A 21,826-nucleotide genomic window follows, 5' to 3' on the forward strand; every position below is an offset into this window, starting at 1 on the left:
AGTGACCGGGCGCTGGGGAGAAGGGAGGAAGGCGTTATTCGGCTCCGGCGCCCGCCAGCCAGAGCGGGGTCCGGCCACAGCTCTTCTCGATGGCCGCCATGCGCGCCGCATGGGCATCGAGATCGGCGCTGCTGGCGTTGATCACGCGCGTGCGCTGGCGATCGGCCGGCAGTCGCCGGATCGGCATGACATAGTTGCCATCGCCATTGCCTTCCTGGCCGTGCGCGGCCAGGGACAGGCTGGTCTGGCCACCGGTCATGGCCAGGTAGACGTCGGCGAGGATCTCGGCGTCCAGCAGGGCGCCGTGCAGCTCGCGGTTGGAGTTGTCTACGCCATAGCGCTTGCAGAGCGCATCCAGGCTGTTGCGCTGCCCGGGATGCCGACCACGCGCCATGACCAGCGTGTCGAGCACCGAGCAGTGCTGGGTGATGTCGGCCCGCTCGGGATGGGCACCCAGCCGGGCGAACTCCATGTTGATGAAGCCCACGTCGAAGGGTGCGTTGTGGATGACCAGTTCGGCGCCTTCGATGAATTCGAAAAAGCTGTCGGCGATCTCGGCGAAGCGCGGCTTGTCGGCAACGTATTCGTCGGTGATGCCGTGGACCGCGATGGCGCCTTCGTCGATCTGCCGATCCGGATTGAGATAGACATGGAAGTGCCGCCCGGTCAGTCGCCGGCCAATGACCTCCACCCCACCGATCTCGATGATTCGATGGCCATCGGTCACCGGCATGCCGGTGGTTTCGGTATCCAGAACTACGTATCTCATCGCTAACCTCTTGGCTGGTTACGCCTTGGCGGCCTGCTTGGCCTGCCGGACTTCATCGACACCGCGGTTGGCCAACTGGTCGGCCCGCTCGTTCTCGGGATGGCCGGTGTGACCGCGCACCCAGCGCCACTCGACCTGATGGCGCTGAACCTGCTCGTCCAGGGCCTGCCACAATTCGGCATTCTTCACCGGCTGGCGCGCGGCGGTCTGCCAGCCGCGCTTCTTCCAGTTCACCAGCCACTGGGTGATGCCCTTCATCACGTACTCGGAGTCGGTGGTCAGGCGGATCTGGCAGGGCCGCTTGAGCGCCGCCAGCGCCTGGATGGCCGCCATCAGCTCCATGCGGTTGTTGGTGGTGTTGGCTTCGCCACCCCAGAGCTCGCGCTCCGCACCCTTGAATTTCAGCAAGGCACCCCAGCCGCCCGGGCCGGGATTGCCCTTGCAGGCGCCGTCGGTAAAGACCTCGACGATGTCGTCACTCATTGGATTCACTCGATTCGCGGCGGCTGATCTTGGCCACCGGCATGGGCACCAGCTTGCCACGGGGCTCCTTGCGCGCCTGGGGCACGGGGCGCAGGCCGAACATCAGCTTGCGCGCCGACAGCAGATAGAAGCCCGCCCCCGCCGCCTGTTCGCAGTTGGGTTCGGCCTCGCCCTGCTCCATCCAGGCCAGCCGCTGCTGCCACTTGGGGGATGAAAGCGGCGGACGATAACACCCGAAGCGACGTTTCTCCAGCGCGAAGCCCAGTACCGAGAGCCAGTCGCCGACCCGGCTGGGGCCGAAACAACGGGCCTTGCGCAGGGCATCCCGGGCCAGGTAATGGCGCATGCCCCAGAGGCTCCAGGGGTTGATGCCCACCACCACCAGATGCCCGCCCGGGCGCACGCTCAGAGCCGCTTCGCGCAACAGCCGATGGGGCGCCAGGGAGAAGTCCAGACCGTGCTGCAGCAGGACCACGTCGGCGGCGTGCTCACCCAGCGGCCAGGCGCCCTCCTCGCAGACGATGTCGACATCCCCCAGCGGCGGACCGATGCGCACCGCATGGCGGAGCTGGCCGCAATTGGCCGGCGCCTCGGGGTGCGGACCGTAATGGATCAGATAGCTGCCGAAGTGACGCTTGAGCTCTTCATCGATCAGCACCCGCTCCTGCTCCAGCAGCAACTGGCCCAGCGGGCCGGCCAGCCATTCCCGTGCCGAGCTCATCAATTTCAGCCAGCGCGGATCGACCTGGGCGGAGAATTCATCGTGCATCGTCTGGTCCTCTCATACTGAAGCCTAAGCCCTTCCGCCGACTGCTACCCTAGGGGCCAGCCGTCCGACCAGAGAGCCCATCCATGTTCGACATCCTTCCGCTGCCCGCTTTCAACGATAACTACATCTGGCTGATCAAGGACGCCGCGACAAGACAGGCGGTCGTGGTCGATCCCGGCGATGCCGCCCCCGTCCTGGCCTGGCTCGACGCCCATCCGGACTGGCGCCTCTCCGACATCCTGATCACCCACCATCATAACGACCACACCGGTGGCATCGCCGCCCTGAAGCAGCGCAGCGGCGCCCGGGTCAGCGCGCCAGCCGACGAACGCATCGCCGCGGTCGATCTGCCGCTGACCGACGGCCAGCAACTGGAGGTGCTGGGTACGCGCTTCGAAGTCCTGCGCGTGCCTGGCCATACCGCCGGCCATATCGCCTTCCATGTCCCTGGCGAGCGGCCCCTGCTGTTCAGCGGCGATACCCTCTTCTCGGCCGGCTGTGGCCGCCTCTTCGAAGGCACGCCCAGCCAGATGCTCAGCTCGCTGCAGCGCCTGGCCGAGTTGCCGGACGCCACCGAAATCTACTGTGGCCATGAATACACCCTGAACAACCTGCGTTTCGCCGAGGCAGTGGAGCCGGACAATGCCGCGGTCCGGGAGGCCCTGGCCGAGACCCGGCAACTCAGGGACGCCGAGCGCCCCACCCTGCCCTCCAGCCTGGGCCGCGAACGCCAGATCAACCCCTTCCTGAGAACCGGCGAAAGCAGCGTGCGCCAACGCCTGCAGGAAGAACGCGCGGTTCCGGCCGAGGCGTCGGAGGATACCTATTTCGCCGCCTTGCGCGGCTGGAAGGACACGTTCTGACACCTATTGCCCAGATCCTGCCAGAGCGCTGAAACCCAGGGTTTTCGGTCGTCGTACAGGTCACAGGCCAAGGGGTTGTTCCTTGACCCCCCGGGATGCGGTTCCTAGAATCGCCCATCCTTCAGCTCCCGGAAAGCCCAGACCGATGCCGCCAGCGACGCCGAAAACCCGCGAAATAGACGTGCTGGCCACCTCCTTCAAAGTCTCGGCGCTCTGCCTCGCCGTCTTCCTCGCCGGCTGTCAGAGCAACCAGCAGCCCGATAATCGTGCCTACCAGGCCGATCTGCACATGACGCCCAGCAAGATCCAGCGCCCGCCGGAATGGCTGCGCAAGGCGCCGACCGCGGCAGCGACCAGTGGCGACATTTGGGACCGGGTACGGGACGGCTATCAGTTGCAGGGCGCCGGCGACAACGGCACCAATCCGCGCATCGATCGCCAGCGCCTCTGGTACGCCAGCCACGAAGCCGCCCTCGCGCAGTCCTGCAGTCGCGGTGCGCCCTATCTGCATTACATCGTCGAGCGCCTGGAAGAGCGCAACATGCCGCTGGAACTGGCCCTGCTGCCGGTGGTGGAAAGCTCCTTCAACCCCAACGCCCTCTCGCGCAGCGCCGCCTCCGGGCTGTGGCAGTTCATCCCCACCACGGGGAAGTACTTCAATCTGCGCCAGACCCGCTTCTATGACGGTCGCCGCGACATCACCGCCTCGACCAATGCCGCCCTGGATTACCTGAGCAAGCTGCACGACATGTTCGGCGGCGACTGGCTGCTGGCGCTGGCCGCCTACAACGCCGGCGAAGGCACGGTCAGCCGCGCCATCGAGCGCAACCAGTCGTTGGGCCTGCCCACCGACTACTGGAATCTGTCGTCGCTGCCCCCGGAAACCCAGGACTACGTGCCCAAGCTGCTCGCCGTCTCCCAGATCGTGCGCAACCCGGACGCTTACGGCCTGGCCCTGGAATCCATCCCGGACGAGCCCTACTTCGAAGTGGTGGACATCAAGCAGCACCTGGACCTGGCCCGGGTGGCCGAGCTTGCGGACCTGGATGCCAACGAACTCTATCGCCTGAATCCCGCCTACACCCAGCGCGTCACCATGGACGGCCCCAAGCACCTGCTGGTGCCGGCGGAAAAGGCCAAGCGCCTGGTCGCGACCCTGCCCAACATCACCCCCGACGCCGTGGTGCAGTGGCAGGAATACCGGGTGCGCCGCGGCGACACCATGCGCAGCGTGGCCAAGCGCAATCGCGTGAGCGTCGAGCAGCTCGCCGCCCTCAACAAGCTCAGCAGCAGCAGCCGCCTGTCCGCAGGCCGGGAATTGATGATTCCGCGGCGCGAGACCGGCAAGACCACCACCCCGCTGGAAACCATCGCCGTGGCCGAAGAGCCCGTGGTGCGCACCTACAAGGTGCGGACCGGCGACAGCCTCTGGTCCATCGCCCGGGCCAACGAGGTGGAACTGGCCGACCTCAAGCGCTGGAACGATCTCGGCAAGCGCGGCCTCAAGGTCGGCGAGACCCTGAAGCTGCACGGCACGGGCAGCAGCAGCGCCTCCGCCGTGGCGATGCCGGCGTCCTATACCGTCAAGACCACCCAGGCCGCCGCCAAGGCGACCAAGACCGCCAAGGCCGCGCCCACCTACTACAGGGTCAAGGCGGGCGATTCGCTCTACCAGATCGCCAAGCGCTACAACATCGGCGTGCAGGCGCTGCAGGACTGGAATCCGCGCATCGCCTCCGCCCTGACCCCAGGTCAGACCCTGACGCTGTTCCTCAACTGAGGCGCGACCGCTCACCGCAGCGGTCAACCAGCGCTTTTGTCCCGGGTATCGACCTGCTACCTTACCGCCCCACCCGTGCCTGACCCCTAGCGGAGTCAGGCCAAGATCTCGCTCTGACCTGCGCAGAGCCCTGCCCAACCCGGACCTCAGCCCAAGGCTGCTGCCCGGGAATCAACACAGAAGAGGAAAAAACCATGGGATTTCTCGCCGGTAAGCGCGTTCTCATCGTCGGCGTCGCCAGCAAGCTGTCCATCGCCTCCGGCATCGCCGCGGCCATGCACCGCGAAGGCGCCGAGCTGGCCTTCACCTACCAGAACGAGAAGCTCAAGGGCCGCGTCGAAGAATTCGCCGCGGGCTGGGGTTCCAATCCCGAGCTGTGCTTCCCCTGCGACGTTGCCGACGACGCCCAGATCGAAGCCGTGTTCGCCGCGCTGGCGAAGAAGTGGGATGGCCTGGACTGCATCGTCCACTCGGTCGGCTTCGCCCCGGGCGACCAACTGGACGGCGACTTCACCGCCGTGACCACCCGTGACGGCTTCAAGATCGCCCACGACATCAGCGCCTACAGCTTTGTCGCCCTGGCCAAGGCCGGTCGCGAGATGATGCGCGGCCGTAACGGCAGCCTGCTGACCCTGTCCTATCTGGGCGCCGAACGCACCATGCCCAACTACAACGTCATGGGCATGGCCAAGGCCAGCCTCGAGGCCGGCGTCCGTTACCTGGCCGGCAGCCTCGGCCCGGAAGGCACCCGCGTCAACGCCGTGTCCGCCGGTCCCATCCGCACTCTGGCCGCCTCGGGCATCAAGAGCTTCCGCAAGATGCTGGCCGCCAACGAGCGCCAGACGCCCCTGCGTCGCAATGTGACCATCGACGAAGTCGGCAATGCCGGCGCCTTCCTCTGCTCCGACCTGGCGTCGGGCATCAGTGGCGAGATCCTCTACGTCGACGGTGGCTTCAACACCACCGCCATGGGTCAGCTGAACGACGACGAGTAATCGCGGCAGCTGCCTGATCACTGCGAAGGGCCGGCAATTTGCCGGCCCTTTTGCGTTCAGGTATCACTGCGTACCTGGGCGTGGCTGATCAGCGCGAAGATCAGGCTACCGCCGACGATGTTACCGGCCAAGGTCGGCCCGGCAAAGGTCAGCAGGAAATCGCTCCAGCTCGCCTCACCTGCGAAGACCAGATAGGCCACCTCGACGCTACCCACCACGATGTGGGTGAAGTCACCCAGGGCCATCAGGTAGGTGATGAGCACGATGATCCAGATCCTGGCGTTCTCTGCTGCTGGCAGCATCCAGACCATGGTCGCGATCATCCAGCCCGACACTATGCCCTTGGCAAACATCGCCGAGGCGTCGTTCTCCATGACATGGGTGCCGATTTCCAGAAATTTCGCGTCGGTCTTGGCGTCGAACAGGGGCAGGTGGAGTACCACATAGGCCACCAAGATGGTACCGATCAGGTTGCCCACCAACACGATGCTCCACAGCCTGGCCAGACGGCCAAAGTTGTGCAGCGTTGGTTCGCTCATCACCGGCAGGACTGCCGTAAGCGTGTTTTCGGTGAACAGCTGCTGACGAGCCAGGATCACCGCCAGAAAGCCGGCCGAATAGCCAAAGCTGGCAATAACCTTGCTGTAGCCACCCTCGGGGAGGTTGGCATTGAGCAATCCCATCGCCATCAACGACAGGCCCATGGTCAAACCGGCCGCTAGTGCCGACCAGAACAACGCCGCGATCGTCCGCTCCAGTTCATGATCACCCTGGGTGCGGATGATCTCGTGGAGAACCACCGCGCGAGGCAGCTGACTCTCGCCGACATCCTCCTCTTCTTCACGACTCAGCTCCGGATCTTCCGGAGTGGATTCCTGAGTCTGTCGAGGTTCTTCGCCCTGCTCCTGGTCTCTCTTCATCAGACGGCCTGCTCGTCCCAAAGAAGCTCATCGTTCTCGCCGATTTCCGTCACCCGATTGAGCGCGGCATCAGCGGCTTCTTCCGCTTCCGAGGCCAGATCGAAATGCCGCTCGGTAGCGACCTTGTGAAAGGTCGGACGGGCGTCATCGCGCCGCGCCTTGACGGCGATGACCGCTTCAAAACCCTGTTCAGCCGGAACGGCAGACGAGATCGCTTCGTGATGATCGAAATGCTTGATAGCCATGGACGCCGATGTCTCCAACCTGAGGCGACCGGACTGGTCGCACCTGATCAATAGACTGCCCAGGCAGGAAAACGATCTGTGGCGATGGCGAGGATCAGGCGCCGAGCAGCTTCTGCACCTGGAGGTGGAGACGCTCGAGCGAGAAAGGCTTGGTCAGCAGCGGGACCTTGCCCAGCAACGGCGACCCGGTGTCGATGATTTCGGCGGGATAGCCGCTGATGAAGAGAACCTTGAGGTCGGGGCGCAGCTTTAGCGCCGGCTCGGCGATCATCACGCCGGACACGTCGTCGGGCAGACGAAAATCGGTGATCAGCAGATCCAGCCGTGGCCGCCCGGCCAGGATCCGGAAGGCTTCGAGCGACGAGGGGGCTTGCAGGACGGTGTAGCCCAGTTCGGAAAGATAATCCGCCAGAATCATCAAAATCTGCGGCTCATCCTCGACGACCAGGACAACCTTGCTCTGTTCCGCACTCACCATCTGACCCCTGTACCCACACGCTCGGCTCCCTTGGACACAAGGGGCCTGTAAAGTTCCATTCTAGACGCAGGTTCAGGGTCGCCGGCGGTGCCAGCGACCCTTCGACCTTACTGCTGTTGCTTCTGGCCCTGCTCGTTGAGCGTGGTCTTGCCAGCACCGGTAGCGGCGCCTGCGCCTTCACCGGTCTTCTGACCCGCCGGGGTGCCCATACCGGCGCTGTTGGCCTTCGGCGGATTGCCTGCACCTTCGGTGGCGAAGGCAGCGCCACTGGCGGCGATCAGACCAGCAAACATCAGGGCAGAGATTTTCTTCGCGTTCATGGTAGGACTCCGGGTTGATTGGACACTGTTTAGGCAGGCCAAGCGCCGATTCGTTCTCTACCGGATGCCAGAGGCGATGTAACGGGATACTAAAGACGGTCTGGCGGGTGTGCCAGCGCCGAGCGGGCGTGCCAGAGGCCCCGCCGCCGCTTGGAAGAGTGCCGCGCGACGGGTAGTAGTCAGGCTATTGCAGCATGGGTGACTGAGGCAAAGATGCAGCGGGAGGCTGCGCGCCCTTCCCGCCCGGGCTAGGCGGGAACGGCGCGACGATGCAAGGTCAGACGGCGAATTCCCGCACCACGCGATTCAGTCCGGTGGCGAGCTTGGAGACCTCGGCGCTGGCGCTGGCGGTCTGGGTGGCTCCGGTCGCGCTCTGGGTCGCCAGGTCGCGGATGCTGGTGATGTTGCGATCGATTTCGCGGGCCACCTGGGCCTGCTCCTCGGCGGCGGTGGCAATGACCGCATTGCGGTCGTTGATCTGGGAGATGGATGCGGCGATCTGTTCCAGGGACACATTGGCCAATTGGGCGACCGAGGTGGACTCGCCCGCCAGTTGCTGACTCTCGGCCATGGCCTTGACGGCCAGCGACGAATCGCTCTGGATGGCGCCGATCATCTGCTCGATCTCGCGAGTCGACTGCTGGGTACGATGGGCCAGCGCCCGCACCTCGTCGGCGACCACGGCGAAGCCACGGCCCTGCTCGCCCGCCCGGGCCGCCTCGATGGCGGCGTTCAGCGCCAGCAGATTGGTCTGCTCGGCGATGCCGCGAATGACCTCGACCACGGCGTTGATGTCCTGGGCACGGGAGGACAGGGCCTGGATCTGCTCGCTGGTACTGGCCACGTTCTGCGCCAGTGCCTCGATCGACTGGACCGTGCGGGTGACCTTGTCCAGGCCATCGCTGGTCAGGGTCTGGGTATGCAGCGAGGTGCTGGCCGCATCGGCGGCGTTGCGCGCGACCTCCTCCACCGCCGAACTCATCTCGGTCACGGCGCTGGCAGCCTGATTGACCTCGTCGTTCTGCCGCACATAACCGCGCCCGGCTTCATCGATCACCGCGGTCATTTCTTCCGCTGCGGACGCCAGCTGGGTCGAGCTGTCGGCGATATGGGAAACGGTGTCGCGCAGATTGCCCTGCATCTGGGCCAGCGCCTGCAACATCCCTGCGGCCTCGTCACGACCGACCACGGTGATGCGCTCGGTGAGGTCCTTGCGCGCGATCCGCTGGGCGATGCGCAGGGCTTCGCCCACCGGCAGGGTGATGCTGCGGATCAGCAGCGCGGCCAGCACGACGGTGGCCGCTATGGTCAGGCCGATCAGCCCATAGACCCAGAGCAGGCCGTCGGCATAGGTGGCGCCGGCCGCCTGCCCAGCGGCCTTGGCACCACGCTCGTTGAAGGCGTTCAGCTCGGCGATGGTCTTTTCCAGCGCGTTGGTGAGCGGACGGATCGAGGTGTTGATCAGGGCGATGGCGCCTTCGTTGTCGCCCGCGCGCAGCTTGGGTTCGAAGGTATCCAGCAGTGTCCGGTAGCTTTCGGCGCCCTTGACCACGGCGGCGTACAGCTGGCGATCTTCAGCGTCGGCCACGGTCCTTTCGTAGTCCTTGACCGCGGTGAAGAAGGCCTCGCGATAGCCGGGGAAGGCCGCGACGGTCTGGGCCCGCAGCTGCGGATCCGGCGTGGTGGTGGCCCTGAGGCTTTCCAGGCGCAGCCGCAGCAATCCGCCACTCATCTTCGCCGCCAGCTGGTTGCCCGGCAGCCAACTGGTCTCCACCTCCTGTTCCGCATCGTACAGCTTGCCCATCTGCACCACGGCGACCCCGCCGAGGGCGAAGACGATCAGGACGATCACGGAAAAGAACAGCACGGCGCGGGGCGCGACGTTCAGGCTGCGAAGATTCATGGGTGGGCATCCCTAATAAAATGACTATTAGGGATATCGGCGCAGCGGTGCCCCCTTAAGCCAGGGGCGACGGACGGCCGCGAACCGCTTGCCAGCGGTTGCGGCGTCCATTGGGAGGACGGTAGCGTCAGAGCAATTGCAGCGGATAGTCGAGGATGACCCGCAGCTGATTGACCGAACCGCCGGTGGATGGCGAGCCGCGGTGCCAGGCCTGGCGGACCCGGATCGACAGCCCCTTGACCGCGCCCGACTGCAGCACGTAGCGACCCTCCAGGTCGACTTCGTGCTCGTGGTCGTCGGCGCCATAGAGCCCGCGATAGGCACTGTTGGCCGGCAGATCACGGCCATCGATACCACTGCCCTCAAGGTAGCGGGTCATGAGGCTGAGGCCGGGCACGCCGAGCGTCTTGAAGTTGAGATCGTAGCGCGCCTGCCAGGAGCGTTCGCCCGGGGCATTGAAATCGGAGAGCATGACGGCGTTGGCCAGGAAGATTCCGCCGCCCAGGCGGTCGTTGTCGCCCAGGGCCACATAGTCGAACGGCGTATCACCGTGGATCTGCTGCCAGCCCAGGGTGAAGGTGTGCGGCCCCTGGCTGAAGGCGGTGGCCAGGCTATAGGAGGTATTGTCGATGGGACCCGCCTTGGCCGCTCCGGTATCCCGCGTGCGATAGAGATTCGCATCGAAGGTCAGCGCCTGGGTGCCGGACAGCGCCTTCACCAGATTCAGGTTGCCGTAGTACTGGTTCCAGATGTCATCCAGCTGCGCCGCATAGAGCGACAGGCTGACGCCCTTGACCGGGCTGTACTTGCCACCGGCGAAATCGATGTGATCGGCGCGCTGCCGTGCGTATCCGGCCCAGAGATCCCCGTTGCGGTTGGTGCTGACCTGATCGGTGGAAGAGGTGAAATGCCCTGCCTCCAGCAACAGATCCGTCACGTCGTTACTGAGCAGGCTCCAACCCGTGGCGGTCTGCGGCAGCAGGCGACTGGTGCTGATGGCGAACACCGGCGCCGTGGGCGCCTGTTGCCCATAGCGCACCACGGTATTGCCCAGACGCAGCTTCAGCGCAGCGCCGGCACGGGAATATTCGTCAGCCGGCTCGTTCCCGGCATGGACGGGCAAGTTACCGGTGCCACGGCGCCCCGGGCCGGCATCGAGCTTGAGGCCCAGGTAACCGAAGGCATCGATCCCGACCCCCACCGGGCCCGGCGTGAACCCTGACTGATAGTCCAGCAGGAAACCCTGAGTCCAGTCTTCCTGGTTCGCCCGTCCGTTGGCGCGGTCACTGTTGAAGTAGAAGTTGCGTACCGTCAGCACCAGTTTGCTGTCGTCAACCAAGCCCTCGGCGAAGGCTGCCTTGCAGCCAAGCAGCAGCGTACAGCCGCCCACCACCCCAAGCGTCCAGGGGCCGAAGAATCGGCTGAAACTGGTCAAAGGGCTATTGGATATAGCTCCTTTCTGATAACGCGAGCTTTGCATAACTTCCCCTATTCATTGTCGGCGACTACTAGTGATTGAAGACGCGCAGCCAGACGCGCGCCGGAGAGCAAAGCCGCACCGGCGAGGCTTGATATGCGCGTTGAAGAGAGCCCGCACTCCCCAGTACGGACTCTAAAATCAGGTCATGGCGCTGGCGAATCGACTACCAGAAAGAAAAGACTGCGGATATAAGAATCATCAGTTCCTTAGCGCCAAAAAGCGGAGTTGCAGGCTGACTAATTCAGCCCTTCGCTAGAACTTGAGGCCCTTGTCAAAATGGGCCACATAAACTTTTGTACTCTTGCCCAACCAAGGGTGTAGAAATCAGTCGTCACATGAACTTCATTGCTAGAGCGTTCTCTTATACGGACACCGCCTTGCAATCGCCTGGCGCAGTCGATTGCAAGAGGGGCACGTCTACACGGGATGCATAATGCTGCTTTTTCTTTTCAGCATGCGTCAAGTAATAAGGCGCTCTTTCACTCAAAATTCAAATTTGGACATTTGAGACACCAAGGCTTTTAGCGCCAACAGCCGCCGACAACCAACTAGCACTGAGGATAAAAAGCGGACGTATTATAAGAATGCCTTAATTGAACAGTGGAAACTTACGAACTTCGCAGTGGACGCCCCAACCAAACAAAGGTCGACGAAAAACCTAGATCAAGTCGCCCAGTGGTTGTGCCGCCAACCGAGATTCCGCTCTAACTGACCCAAAGCGCATTACCGGCAACTTGCAATAAAGTAATACCAAGTTGAATCTGCGGCGCTCGAAGCAGGGTGTGGCCACCTCCTGCCCGCTACCCAGGGCTGTTAGCCGCGGCCGTTGCACGCAACACGCGACTGTGGCCGCCGGGTGTCAGGAGGCGCTCTTGGCTGGGAGGGTGAAGCCGGCGCCAAGGGATGCCGGCGAAAACCCTATTCCTGAGCGGTGGAGACCACCTCCATCCCCCTGGAACGGGATTGCCGATCCACCAGACTCCGCGCAAGCGCCGGATCTGCCAGGTGGATGCGCCGATCGGCGACGGCGTCCACCAAGTCTTCGTCATGGCTGACCAAGAGGATGGCGGTTCCGGATTCATCGGCGGTTTCAACCAGCAGCTCGATCATCTCCTTCTGGGTGATGAGATCCAGCCGCGAGCTCGGCTCGTCGGCAAAGATCAGCGCCGGATCGAGCAGGAGCACCCGCAGCAGGGAAAAGCGCTGCAGCTCACCGCCGGAAATATTGCCGGGCAGTCGATCCAGCAGGCGCTCGTCGAGGCGCAGGCGCTGCATCAGCCGACCGATGCGCGTCGCATCCAGCCGATGCAGTCGCACCAGATCCGTTAGCAGTTGACGGATGGTCACCGAGGGCGCGAAGGCGGCCACCGGATCCTGATGCAGCTTCTGGAAGGCGAAGCGACCGAGCCCCGGCTGACGGCGGATCGTCCCGGCGCTGGGCGCGGCCAGGCCGAGCAGGATGTCGCCCAGGGTCGACTTGCCACAGCCCGACGGCCCGGTCACGCCGAGGATTTCCCCGGGCCGGACGGTAAAGGACAACTCCTCGAACAGCTGCCTGCCACCGCGCTGGGCGGCGAGCCCTTCCACCGTGACCACGGCTTCGCCGGTAAGGGACCGCGACGGACGTCTTGGCCACTGAGCGGGATCGGCGGCCAGCAGCTGGCGGGTATAGGCATGCTGCGGCCGGCCCAGCACCTGCTCGGCCGTACCGGCCTCGATGACCTGCCCCTTGAGCATGATCATCACCTCGCCACCCAGCCGGCGCGCCACTTCCAGGTCGTGGGTGATGATGAGCAGGCTGCCGCCTTCGGCGAGCATGGCCTTGAGCAGGTCGATGACCTCGTCGATGCGGTCGCGATCCAGCCCCTTGGTGGGCTCGTCGGCGATCAGCACCGGCGAGCCGCCGGCATGGGTGGCGGCGAAGGCCAGGCGCTGGGCCATGCCCCCGGACAGCTGGAAGGGATACTTGCGCTCGGCGCCGGCCAGGCCCAGCCGCGCCAGATCCGCGCTGGCCCTGTCGCGGGCTTCGCTACGACCGAGGCCGACCACCTGGGTATAGGTCTCGGCGACCTGGGACAGCGCCTGCATGGTCGGGTCCAGGCTCAGCCAGGGTTCCTGGGGCAGCACCGCCAGCCCCCTGCCCCAGTGCGCCCGGCGACCGGTCTGGCGGCCTTCTTCGCTGAAGCCGTCCGCCAGGCCTATCTGCCCGTGGGCCTCTAGCCCCACCGGCAGATTGCCGACGACGCCCTGGGCGAACAGGCTCTTGCCCGAGCCGGTCTCGCCGATGATCGACAACACCTGACCCGGCGCCAGGCGGATGGACAGCGGTTCCACCAGCTGGGTATCAGCGGTACGGATCTCCAGCGCCGTGGTGGTGAGCAAGGCGGTCATGGCTTGCGGCCTCCGGTGATGAGCAGCAGCGACAGCACGGTCAGGAAGATCGCCAGGATCGGCAGACCTATGACCAGCGGCGCCTCGGCGTAATAGGGCAGCAACTCGGTGATCATCAGCCCTAGCTCGGCGGTGGGCGGGCGTACGCCGATGCTGACGAAGCCCAGAGCGGCGATGGCCATGATGGTCGAAGCCGCGCCAAAGGCGGCGATGGTCAGGAGCACCGGCGCCAGCTGCGGCCAGAGATGCCGACGCACGATGTAGACGGGACCGAAGCCCAGCAGCCCGCTGGCGGCCACCGCCGGCGAGGCCAGCACGGTGCGCGCCAGCGCCCGGGTCATGCGGAAGTACTCCACCCAGAGCACCAGGGCCACGGCGCTGTAGAGGGCGACGAAGGAGCCGGGAAACACCGCGACGATCAGCAGCACCAGCAGCAAGCCCGGCAGCGCCAAGAAGAGTTCGGCCAGGCCGCCGAGCAGCTTGTCCACCAGCCCGCCCTTCCAGGCGGCCAGGATGCCCAGCAGCACGCCGGGAATGGCGGCGGTGCAGACGCTGATGAAAGCCAAGCCCAGGGAGAAGCGAATGGCCACTGCCAAGCGCGCCAGCATGTCGCGGCCGAGGTGGTCGGTGCCAAGAGGATAGGCACCGCTGGGCGCCGACAGAATCGCCATATAGTCCTGTCGGGCGATGTCGCCCTGCCAGAGCAACGGGGTGAGGACGGCAAAGGCGATCAGGGCCGCCAGCAGACCCAGGCCGAGCCCGCGCGCGGAAGACCGCTTGTGAGGCGCCGCCAAGGCGACGGTAGCGTCGAGATTCATGCGTTTCTCCCGCGCGGATCGATCAGGTGGTTGGCAAGATCGACCAGGGTATTGAGGATGACGAACAGCAGCCCCATCGCCAGGGCGGTGCCCTGTACCATGGGCACATCGCGCTGGACGATGGCGTGGACCAGGCCGTGGCCGATGCCCGGCCAGGCGAACAGCGTCTCCACCACCACCACGCCTTCGATGAGATACACCAGCTGCACGCCCAGGTAGGTCACCACCGGCACGCCGATATTGCGCAGGCCATGGCGCAGGAAGACGCCAGCGCCTCTCAGGCCCTTGAGGCGGCCGAAGCGGTAGTAGGCGGATGCGGCCACCTCCACCGTGGCATCCCGGGCGACCCGCGACGACACCGCGGCCAGCCCCAGCGCCAGGGTCAGCGTGGGCAGGACGCTGTGCCAGAAGGTACCGTGACCGGCCGCCGGGAACAGTTGCCAGGAGATGGCGAACAGCAGCACGAAGATCACGCCCAGGACGAATTGCGGCAGCGCGCGGATCGCCGTGGTCAGCACCAGCAGGCCGCGGTCCAGCAGGCCGCCCGGGCGCAGACCGGCCATCACGCCCAGCGGCGGACCCAGCAGCAACGACAGGCACACGGCGCCGATGGCCAGGCGGATGGAGCTGCCCAGTTCGTGGGCGACGACGTCCATCACCGGCTTGCCGGAGACCAGCGAATGACCGAGATCCAGGGTCAGCAGATCGCCGATCCAGGCGAAGAAACGCCACAGCAGCGGCTGATCCAGATTCAGCTCAGCCCGCACCGCCTCGGCCGCGGCAGTATCCACCAGGTCATAGCCGTAGCGTCCGGCGGCGATGCGGTAGGCGGCATCGCCCGGCAGCAGGTTCATGAACAGGAAGGTGAGACCGCCCACCAACAGGGCGACCAGGCCCGCCTGCAGCAGGCGAAAGGCGAGCAGCCGGGTCATTGGGCCCACCGCAGCGTGCTCAGGCCGAAGGTGCGCTCGAAGGGATCGATGGCAGCGCCTTCGACGGCATTGGAGACGGCCATCGTCTGGCGGTACCAGGCCACCGGAATCACCGGCAGGTCCTTTTGCACCTGGGCCATGGCGGCATAGCGCTGACGCTGTTGCTCGGCTGGATCATCGCTAGCCAGTAAGGCGGCCATGGCCTGGTCGAAGGCCTGATTCTTCCAGCCCAGAGGGCCCCATTCGGCGCCGCCATGGCTGAAGTCATTGAGCAGAGTGACCAGGGGATCCGGCACCAAGGCGAAGTTGCGGCCATAGAGCGCCAGTTGCAACGACCCATCGTTGTGCGCGGCCGGGATGGCGCTGGAGTTCTGCACCGCGACCTCCACGTCCACACCCACCTCGCGCAACTGTGCCTGCAGGGCGGTGGCGATCAGCGGCAGCTCGGGTCTGTCGGAATAGGTCAGCAGCTTGAGCCTGAGTGGCGTGCCGTCCTTTTGCAGGATGCCATCGGCGCCGGGGGTCCAACCCTGCCCCGCCAGCAGCTTGCGTGACGCCGCCGGATCGTAGGCGAGCGGCGCCAGCGCGGGGTCGTGCCAGGCGGGCACGTTCTTCGCGAACAACTGGGTCGCCCCGGTACCCGGCGCCCGCAACACGGCGGCAGCGACGCCGTCGCGCTGGATGGCCAGGCTGAGCGCCTGCCGGACCTCGACCGGCGCCGTGGCACCAGCGCCGGAGTTCGGGGTCAGCAACACCACCCGCGGGACTGGCTCGATCAGCACCTTTAGGCTGCTGGAGCGCTTGAGGCGGGCGATGCTGGGCGGGTCGAGCTGGAACACCAGCTCAACATCGCCGCTCTCGGCCATCAGGGTGCGGGTCTCACCGCGGCCGGCGGCCAGGTAGGTTGTCCGGGCGATCTCCGGCTTGGCGCCCCAGTAGCCTTCGAAACGTTCGGCGGCCAGGCGCTGCGGCGGTTCCAGCAGGGTCAGCCGGTACGGCCCCGTGCCGATGATCTTCTGCACCTTGCCTTCGGCGTCATAGGCGGCCGGCGCCAGAATATTGGTGGAGGAATGCGCCAGCAGTGCCAGCAGGGGCTTGAAGGGTTTCGCCAGCCGGATCACCACTTCGTTGCCCTCGGCGATGACCGACTCGATGCCCGCCTGCTTGAGCACCCCCGGCTTGCCCCGCGCCGCATCGAGGGCAGCCGCCGCGGCCTTAGCCGTGAGCGCGCTGCCGTCATGGAAGGTCACCCCCTGGCGCAGGCCAAGCCGCCAGGTCAGGCCATCTGCGGATTCCGTCCAGCGCTCTGCCAGTCCGGGAATCGGCTTACCCTGGGCATCGGCTTCGAGCAGGGTCTCGGTGATCTGCATGCGCTGGAAGACGAAACCGGAAATCGACGGGTCCAACCCACCGATCTCGAAAGGTCCGACTACGTCGAAGACGCGTTCTTCAGCGCTGGACAGCGGTGGCACGAAGGCAACCAGGGTCGCCAGGGCCGAAGCGGTCAGCACCAGGCGAAGGGAGCGGGATACAGGCATGACAGTCCTTAGCAGAGCGAAAGCGCCGATACCCGCCGCCGACAGCTGGGCATCGGCCAAGCCAATGAAGGCGCACGTTATATCATAACGTCTTCGTGAGAATCCAAGGCCAGCTGGTGATGGCAACATCTTGAAACAGCTGAAGATTTTGCTGGGGAGCTTCGTCAGAGAGTGACGCCGAATTCACCTGGCCGAAGGCTCGGGTGAGCGCCATTGGAGGCATGCGGAGTCATGCAGGAAGTCGAGTGCAGTCTGAGTGCATGGACCGGACGGCCTCTGGCCGCCCTGCCCTGCACTACCGATCTTTGCTCAGGCGGCCACGTTCAAGGTGCTGCCCGCGGCAGTGCTGCTGCCGTTGCTGCCGATGCTCTGGTACTGGCGCAACACCGCCTGGACCAGTTGCGTGTAGGGGCTCGACGCGTCCTGAGTGCTGGAATCGGCCTCGCTGTCCCCTTGCCCGCTCGCCCCCTGCGGTGGCGGTGGCGGCGGCATGCGCGGAGGCGCTGAACCGCCCAGGCCGGCAACGCCGGCATCGCTGGAATCGCTGGATTCTTCGGTGCCCCTTTGCCCCTGAGGCCCACCCGGCGGCGGCGCGAAGGCCGAGGCGAATTCGCTTTCGCCGACGCTGCCATCGCCATCCTGGTCGAGCATGCCGAGCAGCTTGTCGACGTCGATATCCCCGCTCTCGTCGGTATCCGTCTGGGTATCGCTCGCCGCGCTGGCGGCGGTGGTGAGTTCGCTCTTGCTGATGGAGCCGTCGCCATCGCTGTCGAGCTTGCCGAACAGCTTCTTCAACGGATTACCATCTTCGCTGCCGCTGACGCTACTGCCGGACGCTGTCGCGCCAGTGCCTTTGATCGCGCTGGCACTGCTGTAGTAGCTGGAGTAGCCACTGCCTATTCCGCTGATCATGGATGTCTCTCCCGGGAAATGCGGACATCAGTGTTCCGCGCCTCCCAGTATCCGCTGGGTAGATGTCAGCCGTTTGGTCACTTTGTATGCCGGGCGATACATCAGGGGCGTGGCAGCACCACCTGGCAGGTCAGGCCGCCGCCGGGGGTTTCGCCGAGGGTCAGCTCGCCGCCCATGTGCGCCGCCGCTTCCCGGGCGATGGCCAGCCCCAACCCGGTCCCGCCAGAGGATCGGTTGCGCGACCCCTCCAGGCGATAGAAGGGTTCGAACACCGCTTCCCGATACTGGGCCGGTATGCCCGGCCCGCGGTCGAGGATGGAGATGATCAGCCGCTCCGGCTGCTCGCTCAGGCGGATCTCCGCCTGGCCGGCGTAGCGCAGGGCATTCTGCAGCAGATTGCCGAGGCAGGAGCGCAGTGCCATGGGCGCCACCTTCAGCGGCTGGCAGCTACCCTGGACGGCGACCTGGGCGCCCTCCTCGGCCGCGTCTTCGGCCATGGCCTCGACCAGTGCCTGGACGTCGCAGAGGATGGGGCGCTCCTGGCGGTGCTGTTCGCGCAGGTACCTCAGGGTGCCGTCGAGCAACTCGATCATGTCGTCCACGTCCTGGCTGACCCGGGCGTGCAGGCGCGGATCGTCGATGTCCTCGATGCGCAGCTTCACCCGCGCCAGGGGCGTGCGCAGGTCATGGGAGATGGCCGTGAGCATGCGCCCGCGCTGCTGGAGCTGTTCGAGCAGGTGCTGGTGCATGCGATTAAGCGCCCGTGCGGCCTCGCGGGTCTCCCAAGGCCCGGTAACGGGAATGGGCGAACCATCGAGGTTGTGACTCAGGTGCTCGGCGGTCTCGGTCAACTGGCGCAGCGGCCGGGTCAGCAACCGCGCCCCGAGCCAGGCGGCGATCACCAGCGAGCCCAGCTGGAAGATCAGCGGGCCGCCGAGAAACCACTCGATGTGCCGCCACACGCCGGGTTCCCGGTGCGGGAAAGGCCCGGGCGGAGGTGGCCGATCAAAGCCGGCCTCGCCCTCCATGGGCGGCGGCGGCGGGGGCGGCGGTCGCTCGCCGAGGCCATGCCGAAACCAGAAAAAGGCCAGCAGATGGCCCAGCAGGATGGCCAGCAGAAAGACCGCGAACAGGCGGGCGAACAGGGTATCCAGGCGGCGCACGGCTAGTGCCCTATCTGCCTGGCATCGAACAGATAGCCTTCGCCGCGCACGGTCTTGATCAACTGCGGCGCCCGCGGGTCATCACCCAGCTTGCTGCGCAGCCGCGACACCTGCAGATCGATGCTGCGATCGAAAGCCTCGATTGCCCGCCCGCGGGTGGCGTCGAGCAGTTGCTCGCGGCTCAGCACCTGGCGCGGCTGCTCGATGAACACCCACAGCAGCCGTACCTCGGCATTGGACAGCGGCACCATCACCCCGGCCGGCGAATGCAGCTGGTGCAGGACGCCGTCGAGCTTCCAGCCATCGAAGCTGACACTGGTCCGCGGCGCCTTGCGCTGGGGCACGCGGCCATCCTGGGTCCGCCGCAGCACCGACTGGATCCGCGCCACCAGCTCCCGGGGCTCGAAAGGTTTGGCCATATAGTCGTCGGCGCCCAGCTCCAGGCCAATGATGCGATCCGCCGGCTCGCACTGGGCGGTCAGCATCAGGATGGGAATGCCGCTGTCGCGCCGCAGCGAACGACAGAGGGAAAGCCCATCCTCCCCCGGCAGCATCAGATCCAGCACCACCAGGTCGAAGGCCTCCTCCGCCAGCGCCCGGCGCATCTCCAGGCCATCACCCACCCCGCGGGCGTTGATGCTGAAGCGCGCCAGATAGCCGCAGATCAACTCGCGGATCGCCGGATCGTCATCCACCAGCAGGATGCGCGAGGTCCAGCGCGGGGATTCGGATGACAGCGACATCGGGGCTACCTGAACAGTCGGACGATCTGGACGTGCATGCTAGCCGCTCAGCCTGCAGGGCAGCTACGGCCTGGCATGTAGGCTTGTGTAAAGGTGGTAAAGAGCCGGATACGGAGCCAGAGCCTGCCAGGCAGCCAACCACCCGCAGGCGAGACGCCGTAGGCGCACGACGATGATCGCGATTGCGAAGCCATTCGTTCGATGGTACATCGGACCCATCGCCCCTCGTCCTCTAGAGGGCTGGGAGAGTAAAGCCGTCAGGACTCGCGCTTCAGCGCTCAGCGAAACGCGGCCCTTAGCGAACAAAAACAAGACACTGCCGTGCCTCCTTTCGGAACGCCATCCTTGACGAGCAGATCAGCCGTATCGGCCAGCCCTGAAACGAACCCGGAGCCCGTCGCGCTCAATGTCCTGCTGCAGGCCTGCGGCCAGGGCAATCGCCTGGCCTTCGAAACGCTCTACCGCGTGACCTCGAGCCGGCTGTTTGGCGTGTGCCTGCAGTACGTGGGCGATCGCACGGAGGCGGAAGAGGTGCTGCAGGAGGCCTATACCGCCATCTGGCTCAAGGCCGGCACCTTCGACGCCACACTGTCCAGCGCCCTGACCTGGATGGCGACCCTGGTGCGCCACAAGGCCATCGATCGCCGCCGTGCCCAGCGTCGGCACGAGCCGCTCGACAGCCTGGCCGAGTGGCCGGCGACCCAGTCCGTCGCCGAAGACTTCGAAGCCCATCGCCAGCGTCGCCAGATCGATCTCTGTCTGAAAACCCTGGGCAAGGACCAGCAGACCTATATCCGGGTCGCCTTCTTCGAGGGCTATTCCTATGCCGAGCTGGCCGCTCGCCACCGCATCGCGCTTGGCACGATGAAAAGCTGGATTCGGCGTGGCCTCCTGCAACTGCGAGCGTGCCTGGGCCTATGAACGACGACATCCCTCCTAACGACCGGCACGCGCTGCTCATCGCGGAATACGCCCTCGGCGTACTGTCCGCCGAAGAACGCCTGGAGGTGGAAGAACTCGTGCGGCGGGAGCCTGCCTACCAGGCGCAACTGGCGGCCTGGCAGCGGCATTTCGCCGACTGGCTCGATGAATTTCCGGTCGTCGAACCGCCGGCTCACGTCTGGAACGGTATCCAGCAACGGCTCTTTCCGACGGAGCAACCGGCACCCGAGCCGACCCGCCGCTGGAACGATCCGCGCCTGTGGCGCTGGACGACCGGGCTGGCACTGGCCGCTGCCCTGGTACTGGCGCTGCTCGCGCTGCTGCGCCCGGTCCAGGTCGCGACGCCCGCCCTGCTCGCCCGCCTGGAACAGAGCAATGGCAGCTTGGCGTTCAGCGTCACCCTGCAGGGGAATGGTCGGCAACTGCTGTTCGTACCCGCCGGTAAACCGGATTGGCCAGACAGGAGTCCCGAGGCCTGGATCATCACGGCGGATGGCAAACCCCATTCGCTCGGTCTGCTCCAGGACGCTACGGCCGTGACCCTGACCGTACCCGCCGGGCTCGCACCGGCACTGAAGCCTGGAGCGGTACTTGCGGTCTCCCTTGAACCGCGAACCGGCTCGCCTACCGGCGCGCCCACGGGACCGGTCATCGCCCAGGGAAAAATAATCGCGCTGTGATGCATCCGTTTACCAGGCCGCTCCGTACATTCATCACCCTCATCCGGAGGGCCGAAGAACTCAGGAGACGCACCATGCACACCTTGCTCAAGCGCATCGCCATCGTAGCCAGTCTCGCGATCCTAGGTGCCACCGCCTCGCTCAGCTTCGCCGCCGATACCGTCATGGTCGGCGGTGCACCCATGTACCCGTCCAAGACCATCGTCGAGAATGCGGTCAACTCCAAGGACCACACCACGCTGGTGGCGGCCGTCAAGGCGGCAGGTCTGGTCGACACCCTCAACGGCAGCGGTCCCTTCACCGTCTTCGCCCCGACTAACGAAGCCTTCGCCAAGCTGCCGGCCGGCACCGTTGATACCCTGGTCAAGCCCGAGCACAAGGCCGACCTGACCAAGATCCTGACCTACCACGTGGTGCCCGGCACCCACACCGCCAGGCAACTGATGGCCGAGGCGAAGATGCACGGCGGCATGACCAAGCTGAAAACCGTCCAGGGCGAGGACCTCACCGTGAAGCTGCATGACGGCAAACTTTGGCTGGTCGACGCCAAGGGCGGCAAGGCAGCCGTCACCATCGCCGACGTGATGCAGTCCAACGGCGTGATCCACGTGGTCGATACCGTGCTGATGCCGAAGTAACGGGCATGGACAACGCGGACACCTGTGAGGGGTGTCCGCTTTTATTTGGTATCGACCCGCGGGT

Annotated in this window: 22 protein-coding genes and 1 pseudogene; 6 read left to right on the plus strand and 17 right to left on the minus strand. The window is 65.5% G+C overall.

Annotated features, from left to right (window positions below; all coding sequences use genetic code 11):
* Positions 1-34: 34 nt before the first annotated feature.
* Genes dnaQ through QKY98_RS07415 form a run of 3 tightly spaced genes read right to left on the minus strand, consistent with a single transcriptional unit; the run spans position 35 to position 2,021 of the window.
* Positions 35-769: a DNA polymerase III subunit epsilon gene (gene dnaQ, locus QKY98_RS07405; protein WP_027599364.1), complete on the minus strand. Its 735-nt coding sequence runs from the start codon at positions 767-769 to the stop codon at positions 35-37.
* An 18-nt stretch (positions 770-787) separates the two neighbouring features.
* Positions 788-1,252, minus strand: coding sequence for a ribonuclease HI (gene rnhA, locus QKY98_RS07410; protein ID WP_007161713.1), 465 nt, complete (start codon positions 1,250-1,252; stop codon positions 788-790).
* Entirely contained in the window at positions 1,245-2,021 is a 777-nt protein-coding gene (locus tag QKY98_RS07415) for a methyltransferase domain-containing protein (RefSeq protein WP_007161712.1), read from the minus strand. Before QKY98_RS07415 ends, rnhA begins: the two co-directional genes overlap by 8 nt.
* An 83-nt stretch (positions 2,022-2,104) precedes the next feature.
* On the opposite strand from QKY98_RS07415, the gene gloB reads away from it, so the two are divergent.
* The 3 genes from gloB (at position 2,105) to fabI (ending at position 5,659) form a co-directional block, all read left to right on the plus strand.
* Entirely contained in the window at positions 2,105-2,884 is a 780-nt protein-coding gene (gene gloB, locus QKY98_RS07420) for a hydroxyacylglutathione hydrolase (RefSeq protein ID WP_042134090.1), read from the plus strand.
* A 145-nt stretch (positions 2,885-3,029) separates the two neighbouring features.
* Entirely contained in the window at positions 3,030-4,664 is a 1,635-nt protein-coding gene (locus QKY98_RS07425; protein ID WP_027602276.1) for a lytic transglycosylase domain-containing protein, read from the plus strand.
* 194 nt (positions 4,665-4,858) lie between these two features.
* Positions 4,859-5,659, plus strand: a complete 801-nt coding sequence (gene fabI / locus QKY98_RS07430) for an enoyl-ACP reductase FabI (protein WP_042134086.1) — start codon at positions 4,859-4,861, stop codon at positions 5,657-5,659.
* A gap of 56 nt (positions 5,660-5,715) precedes the next feature.
* On the opposite strand, the gene QKY98_RS07435 is transcribed toward fabI, so the two are convergent.
* The 14 genes and pseudogenes from QKY98_RS07435 to QKY98_RS07495 form a co-directional block, all read right to left on the minus strand.
* A complete protein-coding gene (locus QKY98_RS07435) occupies positions 5,716-6,579 on the minus strand; it encodes a formate/nitrite transporter family protein (protein WP_037007038.1) in 864 nt (287 codons plus the stop codon).
* Positions 6,579-6,824, minus strand: a complete 246-nt coding sequence (locus QKY98_RS07440; RefSeq protein ID WP_027599369.1) for a hypothetical protein — start codon at positions 6,822-6,824, stop codon at positions 6,579-6,581. The genes QKY98_RS07435 and QKY98_RS07440 overlap by 1 nt, the downstream gene beginning before the upstream one ends.
* 94 nt (positions 6,825-6,918) lie before the next feature.
* Positions 6,919-7,302: a response regulator gene (locus QKY98_RS07445; RefSeq protein WP_085982650.1), complete on the minus strand. Its 384-nt coding sequence runs from the start codon at positions 7,300-7,302 to the stop codon at positions 6,919-6,921.
* A gap of 107 nt (positions 7,303-7,409) precedes the next feature.
* Entirely contained in the window at positions 7,410-7,622 is a 213-nt protein-coding gene (locus tag QKY98_RS07450) for a hypothetical protein (protein ID WP_037007037.1), read from the minus strand.
* A gap of 277 nt (positions 7,623-7,899) precedes the next feature.
* Positions 7,900-8,763: a methyl-accepting chemotaxis protein gene (locus QKY98_RS23935; RefSeq protein WP_391564128.1), complete on the minus strand. Its 864-nt coding sequence runs from the start codon at positions 8,761-8,763 to the stop codon at positions 7,900-7,902.
* Positions 8,755-9,525, minus strand: a pseudogene (locus tag QKY98_RS23940) (MCP four helix bundle domain-containing protein); the annotation flags it as partial. The pseudogene QKY98_RS23940 and the gene QKY98_RS23935, both read right to left, overlap by 9 nt.
* 127 nt (positions 9,526-9,652) lie before the next feature.
* Entirely contained in the window at positions 9,653-10,960 is a 1,308-nt protein-coding gene (locus QKY98_RS07460; RefSeq protein WP_232104488.1) for an OprD family porin, read from the minus strand.
* A gap of 963 nt (positions 10,961-11,923) precedes the next feature.
* Complete coding sequence (locus QKY98_RS07465; protein ID WP_284670601.1) at positions 11,924-13,396, minus strand: ABC transporter ATP-binding protein; 1,473 nt, start codon at positions 13,394-13,396, stop codon at positions 11,924-11,926.
* Positions 13,393-14,214: an ABC transporter permease gene (locus QKY98_RS07470; RefSeq protein ID WP_284670602.1), complete on the minus strand. Its 822-nt coding sequence runs from the start codon at positions 14,212-14,214 to the stop codon at positions 13,393-13,395. The genes QKY98_RS07465 and QKY98_RS07470 overlap by 4 nt, the downstream gene beginning before the upstream one ends.
* Positions 14,211-15,146: an ABC transporter permease gene (locus QKY98_RS07475; protein WP_284670603.1), complete on the minus strand. Its 936-nt coding sequence runs from the start codon at positions 15,144-15,146 to the stop codon at positions 14,211-14,213. Before QKY98_RS07475 ends, QKY98_RS07470 begins: the two co-directional genes overlap by 4 nt.
* Complete coding sequence (locus QKY98_RS07480; RefSeq protein WP_284670604.1) at positions 15,143-16,684, minus strand: ABC transporter substrate-binding protein; 1,542 nt, start codon at positions 16,682-16,684, stop codon at positions 15,143-15,145. The genes QKY98_RS07475 and QKY98_RS07480 overlap by 4 nt, the downstream gene beginning before the upstream one ends.
* A 309-nt stretch (positions 16,685-16,993) precedes the next feature.
* Complete coding sequence (locus QKY98_RS07485; protein WP_284670605.1) at positions 16,994-17,596, minus strand: EF-hand domain-containing protein; 603 nt, start codon at positions 17,594-17,596, stop codon at positions 16,994-16,996.
* A 101-nt stretch (positions 17,597-17,697) separates the two neighbouring features.
* The gene (locus QKY98_RS07490; RefSeq protein ID WP_284670606.1) at positions 17,698-18,759 is read right to left on the minus strand and encodes a sensor histidine kinase; all 1,062 of its coding nucleotides are present in this window, start codon (positions 18,757-18,759) and stop codon (positions 17,698-17,700) included.
* Between the two features lie 2 nt (positions 18,760-18,761).
* Positions 18,762-19,502, minus strand: coding sequence for a response regulator (locus QKY98_RS07495; protein WP_027599379.1), 741 nt, complete (start codon positions 19,500-19,502; stop codon positions 18,762-18,764).
* Between the two features lie 345 nt (positions 19,503-19,847).
* Between QKY98_RS07495 and QKY98_RS07500 the strand changes: the two genes are divergently transcribed.
* The 3 genes from QKY98_RS07500 to QKY98_RS07510 all read left to right on the plus strand — a co-directional run bounded on the left by QKY98_RS07500 (position 19,848) and on the right by QKY98_RS07510 (position 21,762).
* Positions 19,848-20,423, plus strand: coding sequence for a sigma-70 family RNA polymerase sigma factor (locus tag QKY98_RS07500; protein ID WP_156045006.1), 576 nt, complete (start codon positions 19,848-19,850; stop codon positions 20,421-20,423).
* Entirely contained in the window at positions 20,420-21,124 is a 705-nt protein-coding gene (locus tag QKY98_RS07505) for an anti-sigma factor (protein ID WP_284670607.1), read from the plus strand. The genes QKY98_RS07500 and QKY98_RS07505 overlap by 4 nt, the downstream gene beginning before the upstream one ends.
* A 74-nt stretch (positions 21,125-21,198) precedes the next feature.
* The gene (locus QKY98_RS07510; protein ID WP_284670608.1) at positions 21,199-21,762 is read left to right on the plus strand and encodes a fasciclin domain-containing protein; all 564 of its coding nucleotides are present in this window, start codon (positions 21,199-21,201) and stop codon (positions 21,760-21,762) included.
* Positions 21,763-21,826: the final 64 nt, after the last annotated feature.

The sequence above is a fragment of the Pseudomonas sp. HR1 genome, from assembly GCF_030175875.1.
Classification (GTDB): domain Bacteria; phylum Pseudomonadota; class Gammaproteobacteria; order Pseudomonadales; family Pseudomonadaceae; genus Chryseomonas; species Chryseomonas oryzihabitans.